At 40.4% G+C, this 6,230-nt stretch carries 4 protein-coding genes, 7 tRNA genes and 1 rRNA gene; 9 read left to right on the forward strand and 3 right to left on the reverse strand.

Annotated elements, in window-relative coordinates:
* Positions 1 to 73: 73 nt before the first annotated feature.
* Positions 74 to 145 (forward strand) — tRNA-Glu (locus AC1DCY_RS26600).
* Between the two features lie 158 nt (positions 146 to 303).
* Here the strand turns inward: AC1DCY_RS26600 and nadA are convergent.
* The 3 genes from nadA to nadB are packed head-to-tail and all read right to left on the reverse strand — an operon-like array spanning position 304 to position 3,797.
* On the reverse strand, positions 304 to 1,407 hold the full coding sequence (gene nadA / locus AC1DCY_RS26605; RefSeq protein WP_477355544.1) for a quinolinate synthase NadA: 1,104 nt from the start codon (positions 1,405 to 1,407) through the stop codon (positions 304 to 306).
* Complete coding sequence (nadC, locus tag AC1DCY_RS26610) at positions 1,394 to 2,254, reverse strand: carboxylating nicotinate-nucleotide diphosphorylase (protein ID WP_477355546.1); 861 nt, start codon at positions 2,252 to 2,254, stop codon at positions 1,394 to 1,396. Before nadC ends, nadA begins: the two co-directional genes overlap by 14 nt.
* Positions 2,211 to 3,797, reverse strand: a complete 1,587-nt coding sequence (nadB, locus tag AC1DCY_RS26615; protein WP_477355549.1) for an L-aspartate oxidase — start codon at positions 3,795 to 3,797, stop codon at positions 2,211 to 2,213. Before nadB ends, nadC begins: the two co-directional genes overlap by 44 nt.
* A gap of 91 nt (positions 3,798 to 3,888) precedes the next feature.
* Between nadB and AC1DCY_RS26620 the strand changes: the two genes are divergently transcribed.
* The 8 genes from AC1DCY_RS26620 to AC1DCY_RS26655 all read left to right on the forward strand — a co-directional run bounded on the left by AC1DCY_RS26620 (position 3,889) and on the right by AC1DCY_RS26655 (position 6,162).
* Complete coding sequence (locus AC1DCY_RS26620) at positions 3,889 to 4,968, forward strand: cysteine desulfurase family protein (RefSeq protein WP_477355551.1); 1,080 nt, start codon at positions 3,889 to 3,891, stop codon at positions 4,966 to 4,968.
* A 508-nt stretch (positions 4,969 to 5,476) separates the two neighbouring features.
* Positions 5,477 to 5,592 (forward strand): 5S ribosomal RNA (gene rrf, locus AC1DCY_RS26625).
* 10 nt (positions 5,593 to 5,602) lie between these two features.
* Positions 5,603 to 5,678, forward strand: a tRNA-Val gene (locus AC1DCY_RS26630).
* 3 nt (positions 5,679 to 5,681) lie between these two features.
* Positions 5,682 to 5,757, forward strand: a tRNA-Thr gene (locus AC1DCY_RS26635).
* Between the two features lie 7 nt (positions 5,758 to 5,764).
* Positions 5,765 to 5,840: transfer RNA gene (locus AC1DCY_RS26640), tRNA-Lys, on the forward strand.
* A gap of 21 nt (positions 5,841 to 5,861) precedes the next feature.
* Positions 5,862 to 5,946, forward strand: a tRNA-Leu gene (locus AC1DCY_RS26645).
* Between the two features lie 47 nt (positions 5,947 to 5,993).
* A tRNA-Gly gene (locus tag AC1DCY_RS26650) sits at positions 5,994 to 6,068 on the forward strand.
* Between the two features lie 5 nt (positions 6,069 to 6,073).
* Positions 6,074 to 6,162, forward strand: a tRNA-Leu gene (locus tag AC1DCY_RS26655).
* The last annotated feature ends 68 nt before the right edge of the window (positions 6,163 to 6,230 follow it).

Here is a 6,230-nt window from a genome sequence, read left to right on the forward strand (position 1 = left end):
GAAGAGGAGCCCCTGCTAAGGGTGTAGGTCGGGTAACCGGCGCGAGGGTTCAAATCCCTCCTTCTCCGCCATTGGCCCGTTGGTCAAGTGGTTAAGACACCGCCCTTTCACGGCGGTAACACGGGTTCGAATCCCGTACGGGTCATACTGAAATGCAGTAGATGTAATTTACATCTACTGCATTTTTTTGTATAAGAATAGTTTTTAAGATTCTAAGGTTAATGAATATCACAACATGCTTACGTAGAAGATCAGTAACGATAAGACAAAACGTCTACCAGAAATGAGTAGACGTTTTGCTATTTATGCTCTAAAAAGCATCCTTTCAAGTGAGCTACGTGCTTCTTCAGCTGTGTGAGCATCTACTCGAATACGATTATGTGGCTGCCCTTTTTCTATACTTTCTAAGGACCAAAGTAGATGGGGAAGATCAATTCGATTCATTGTAAGACAAGGACAGAAATTCTCATTTAAAGAGATAATCTGCTTATCAGGGTGCTGCTTGATAATCCGATTCACAAGATTCATTTCAGTACCGATTGCCCATGCCGAACCACTCGGTGCCTTATTAATCGTATCGATAATGTATTTTGTAGAACCTGCATCATCTGCAGCGGCAACAACTTCGCGACAACACTCAGGATGAACAATGATACGCATAGTTGGATGAACTTGACGTATAAGCTCCGTATGCTGAACTGTAAAACCTTCGTGGACGGAGCAGTGTCCCTTCCATAAGATGACTTGAATGTTTTCCGGAGACTGATCTGTCTCAAGCATGTTTGTATGAGGATTCCAAACGGCCATATTTTCAAGCGGTATTCCTAAATCGTAGGCAGTATTTCTACCTAAATGTTGATCTGGTAAAAAGAAAATACGTGGTTTTTGCGTAAATGCCCATTTAACCATTTCTTTTGCATTGGACGATGTTACGCAGGCTCCACCATGACGTCCAGTAAATGCTTTAATGGCAGCAGTAGAATTGACATATGTTAGAGGGATAATGGTATCGCCAAAGAGTTTCTGTAAAATCGGCCATGCTTGTTCTGTTTGATAAATGTCTGCCATGTCTGCCATTGAACAGCCTGCACGCATATCAGGTAAATAAACATGCTGCTGTTCAGTTGTAAGCATATCAGCTGTTTCCGCCATAAAGTGTACGCCACAAAATACTATATGTTCAGCTTCCTTGTTAGCTGCTGATAATTGGGCAAGCTGCAAGGAATCCCCTGTTACATCTGCAAATTGAATTACTTCATCTTTTTGATAATGATGCCCAGGGATGAAGAGCTTACTACCTAATTTCTTTTTTATGGCTAGAATACGAGATTCCATGTCATTTTTAGATAATGCACGATAATGCTCTGGTAGTAGTGACGTTTGTTGTAATAAACTAGTGATGGACAATGGAATTAGCTCCTTTCGTTTGTACAAGTGCACTAATGTCAAAGGCTTTTACTGAATGTGTTAGCGCTCCGAGTGATATCCATTGAATACCAGTTTCAGCATAGGTATTTAAGTTATGAAGCGAAATGCCGCCTGAAGCTTCTGTAGCAATATGTGGAGGAACTGCTGGAAGCCATTCACGTATTTCTTCGGAGCTACGATTATCAAACATAATGATATCTGCACCGGCAGCAATTGCTTCTTCTAATTGTGCTTTTGTTTCGATTTCGACTTCGATTTTAATGGTGTGACCGATTTTCTCACGGGCTGCCTGTACGGCCTTAGTAATACTACCTGCAAAAGCAATATGATTATCCTTTAGCATTATCGCATCGTATAAACCATTGCGATGGTTATAGGCGCCACCGATTCTAACAGCATATTTATCTAACATACGCATTCCAGGCATTGTTTTGCGTGTATCGCAAATTTTAGCATTAGTACCTGCTGTTTCTCGTACCGCTAAATTTGTAGCTGTAGCAATAGCTGACATACGCTGGATAAGATTCAAAATTACACGCTCACCCATTAATAACTTTTGGAGAGGTCCTTGGATAACAGCAAGAATATCACCAGCATTAACTTTTTCACCATCTTTTCTATAAAGGATAATATCCATAGATCGATCAAGTAGAAAAAATCCATGCTTAATGATGGGGGCTCCACAAAAAATGCCGCTTTCCTTCGCATAAAAAGAAAAAGTTCCCTGCTGTTCTGGAGAAAAAATAAATTCACTCGATAAATCCCCATCGCCTATATCCTCATTAAAAAATTGTTTTAGCAATTCCTCGAGTTTGATGATATTCATATAATGAATTCCTCACTTTCATCTGTCCTTGTTGAAAAATGATCCATCGGTTTGCCCACTGATGATCATTGTGTGGTCTGTCAATGCGAATATGTGCTCCGCGAGTTTCTTTTCGTGTAATAGCTGCTTGTACCATTAATGTAGCGACAATATGCATCATGTAAAGTTCAAGTTCCTGTCGATTCAAGCCATCTAAATTAACATGCAGAAGTGTTTGCATTGAGGGCAATTGTTGTACGAATTGTTCCATCTCGATAGGATTTCGCACAATGCCTAATGTGTGCATCATCAGTTGTCGTAATTGATCTTTTGTAAATAATGATGGCATTGTTTGTTGGCGATGATTGTCATCAATTAAGAAACTATCTTGCTTACAACCTGTTTGAATAATGTATTTGGCTGTTCTTTGTCCAAACGTAATTCCTTCTAAAAGAGAGTTACTAGCTAAACGGTTGGCACCATGCACCCCTGTACAAGCAACTTCTCCAATTGCATATAGATTAGGAATAGATGTTCTTCCCAAGTCATCAGCAACAACACCACCCATTAAGAAATGGCTACCTGGTACTACAGGAATTAAGCCATCTTGTAAATTAACATGATTGTCATAGCAAAGCTGAGCAATCGTAGGGAATTTTTCTCCAAAGTGTTCGATATTTGAAATATCAATAAAGGTTTCCTGCCCCGCAGCACGTTTATTAAATAATGCATGTGCAGTAACATGGCGTGGTGCTAAATCCAACTGTTCATGGATGCCTTTCATTATGGGATGACGCTGTGCATCGACAAACTTTCCCCCAGCGCCGCGCACAGCTTCAGAGACCAATCCTTTGGCCTGCCCTCCACACCAAAGTAAGCTCGGATGAAATTGCATAAATTCCATATCACTGATGGCAGCTCCTGCACGATATGCTAAAGCGATACCATCTCCAGTATTTGTAGCAAAGTTAGACGTACAAGAATAAATAGCACCCGCACCTCCTGTCGCGAGAATGACGTGGTGGGCAAGGTAGCGCTTCGTTCCACCTGGTCCCTTTGTCAGAACGCCAACACAATCTCCATCTGTATTTAATAAAAGCTCGTAAGCCATTTCATAGCAATTCACAACGATATTAGAGGTAAGTTGATTGAGCAAATAATCTATCATTACTTGGCCAGTACGATCACCACCTGCATGTAAAATACGGTGATGACTATGTGCCCCCTCAAGGCCTAGAGCCGGGGATCCATCATATTGTCGATCAACTGGAAAGCCCTCATTTAATAAATCGTGCATAATTTCTGTGCCGTTTTCTATTAGAACTTCAACATTGCTTCTTTCATGATGATATTCACCAGCAGTCAATGTATCAGCAATGTGAAACTTTGGATGATCTTCTTGACTTGTAACGGCAGCAATACCGCCTTGAGCACGATAAGAACTACTCATTTTAACGGAACATTTTGTAACTATCTGAACTTGAAAATGTCCTTCGAGAAGTCGAGCAGTTTGAAGTGCAGCGACACCGCTACCAATAATAAGTACATCTGTCATTACATCCATACATATACCTTCTTTACAGTTGTCTTGACACATATCTTTACATAAAATAAAAGAGAAAACAAGACCTGATAGACTAGAAAGGAAGAATAAGATGATTTATTTGGATTACGCTGCAACCTCTCCAATGACTCCAAAAGCTCTTAAAGCATATTGTGAGGTAGCAAAGCAGTATTACGGAAATAGTGCAAGCTTGCATGATCAAGGAGGGCAGGCACATTATTTTGTTGAACAGGCAAGAGCTGTCGTAGCAAAATCTCTTGGAGTAAACAGTGACGGTGTAATTTTTACTGGAAGCGGAACTGAGGGCAATTTAATTGCGATTTTGTCGTTAGCTTTGGCAGCAAATAAAGGCAAGCATATTATTTCATCACAAGCTGAACACACATCTGTACATGCAGCTTTAAATACACTTGAAAAAATCGGATTTGTGGTCACGAAGTTACCTTTACAGCAAGATGGTTGTATTCATGTAGAACAACTGCGAGATGCAATACAAGAAGATACGGCTTTAATCACTATCCAACATGTAAATTCAGAGATAGGCTCTATTCAACCTATTGAAGAAATTGCCGAGATTGCAAAACAATCAAACGTTCTCTTGCATGTCGATTGTGTACAGTCCTTCTGTAAACTTCCGTTAAAGCAGAAAGTAGATGCTATTACTGTTTCAGCCCATAAAATAGGTGGTCCAAAAGGATGTGGAGCTATATATATTAATCCTAAGCTCCGTGTTCCTGCATTAGCACCAGGTGTCACGCATGAGCGTGGGCTAAGGGGAGGAACGCTAGATACTCCAGCTATTGTCGCTTTTGCTACGGCGATTGAAGATTATCAATATGAGCGGCAGCATTATGAAGCATTACGCCAATACTTTCAGAAAAATGTACCGGAAACGTGTCAGATAATTGAGTGTCAGGAGCAATTGCCTAATATTTGTGGGGTATTGATGAAAAGGGTAGAGGGGCAATACGTTTTGTTAAAATTAAATGAAGCGGGGATATGTATTTCCACAGGAAGTGCCTGTGATATTCATAGTGAATCTGGTACGAAGGCGATTTTATCAATGGGCTATTCTATAGAAGCGGCACGGCAATTTTTTAGAATATCTTTTGGTCCAGCAACAAGATTAGAAGAAATTGATCGATTACAAATGGCACTTTCCGCAATATAATGTTTCTCTGAAGGATAAAATGAAAATCTTAATAAACAATATTGAAATTATAAATTAACAAGCATGTTAATGATTATAAAAAGATTTTTTGCACCATTTTTATTGCTGATTGGAGCGAAGGACTACTCGAGTATTTTTGTCACAGAGTAAAGATTTTCGCGGGAAAATAACAAGGCTTAAATGTTTACTCATAGGAAGGAGTTAGCTTGTAGCGAAAATCAGCATCTTTTAATTAAATAAAATGAATAAAAATAGTTATTAAATCTATCTGATAAATTAATTGTTTTCTTTTAATTGAACAATTGCTATAATAAATAGCAGATTAATAATTTCTCTTACATGACAAAAATATCTCCATAAAGTAATAATTTCTTTTTTTTATAAAAAAGTATTGCACAATGTGAGAAAACGTTATACAATAATTCTTGTCTTGAAGGACAGGTAATAAACTTCAAAACGAAATACATAAGAGTTTCAAAATACAACGTATATTGAAAGCTGTTAATAGTCTAGTGATGATGGCAAAGAGGTCACACCCGTTCCCATACCGAACACGGAAGTTAAGCTCTTTAGCGCCGATGGTAGTTGGGGGCTTCCCCCTGTGAGAGTAGGACGTCGCTAGGCATAATACCCAGGAGGATTAGCTCAGCTGGGAGAGCATCTGCCTTACAAGCAGAGGGTCGGCGGTTCGAGCCCGTCATCCTCCACCATATGCCGGTTTAGCTCAGCAGGTAGAGCAACTGACTTGTAATCAGTAGGTCGTGGGTTCGATTCCTATAGCCGGCACCATAGTTTTGAGCCATTAGCTCAGTTGGTAGAGCATCTGACTTTTAATCAGAGGGTCGAAGGTTCGAGTCCTTCATGGCTCACCATTTAWATTGCCAACAAAATATGCGGGTGTGGCGGAATTGGCAGACGCACTAGACTTAGGATCTAGCGCCGCAAGGCGTGGGGGTTCGACTCCCTTCACCCGCACCATTYTTTWAAATTTCATAATTGCCAGGATAAATAAATCTTATGCACATGCGGAAGTAGTTCAGTGGTAGAACACCACCTTGCCAAGGTGGGGGTCGCGAGTTCGAACCTCGTCTTCCGCTCCAAATGTGCCGGGGTGGCGGAACTGGCAGACGCACAGGACTTAAAATCCTGCGGTAGGTGACTACCGTGCCGGTTCGATTCCGGCCCTCGGCACCATTTTTTATTTTAATAATTAGCGCCCGTAGCTCAATTGGATAGAGCGTCTGACTACGGATCAGAAGGTT

It is taken from the genome of Lysinibacillus sp. 10T31, from assembly GCF_056394365.1.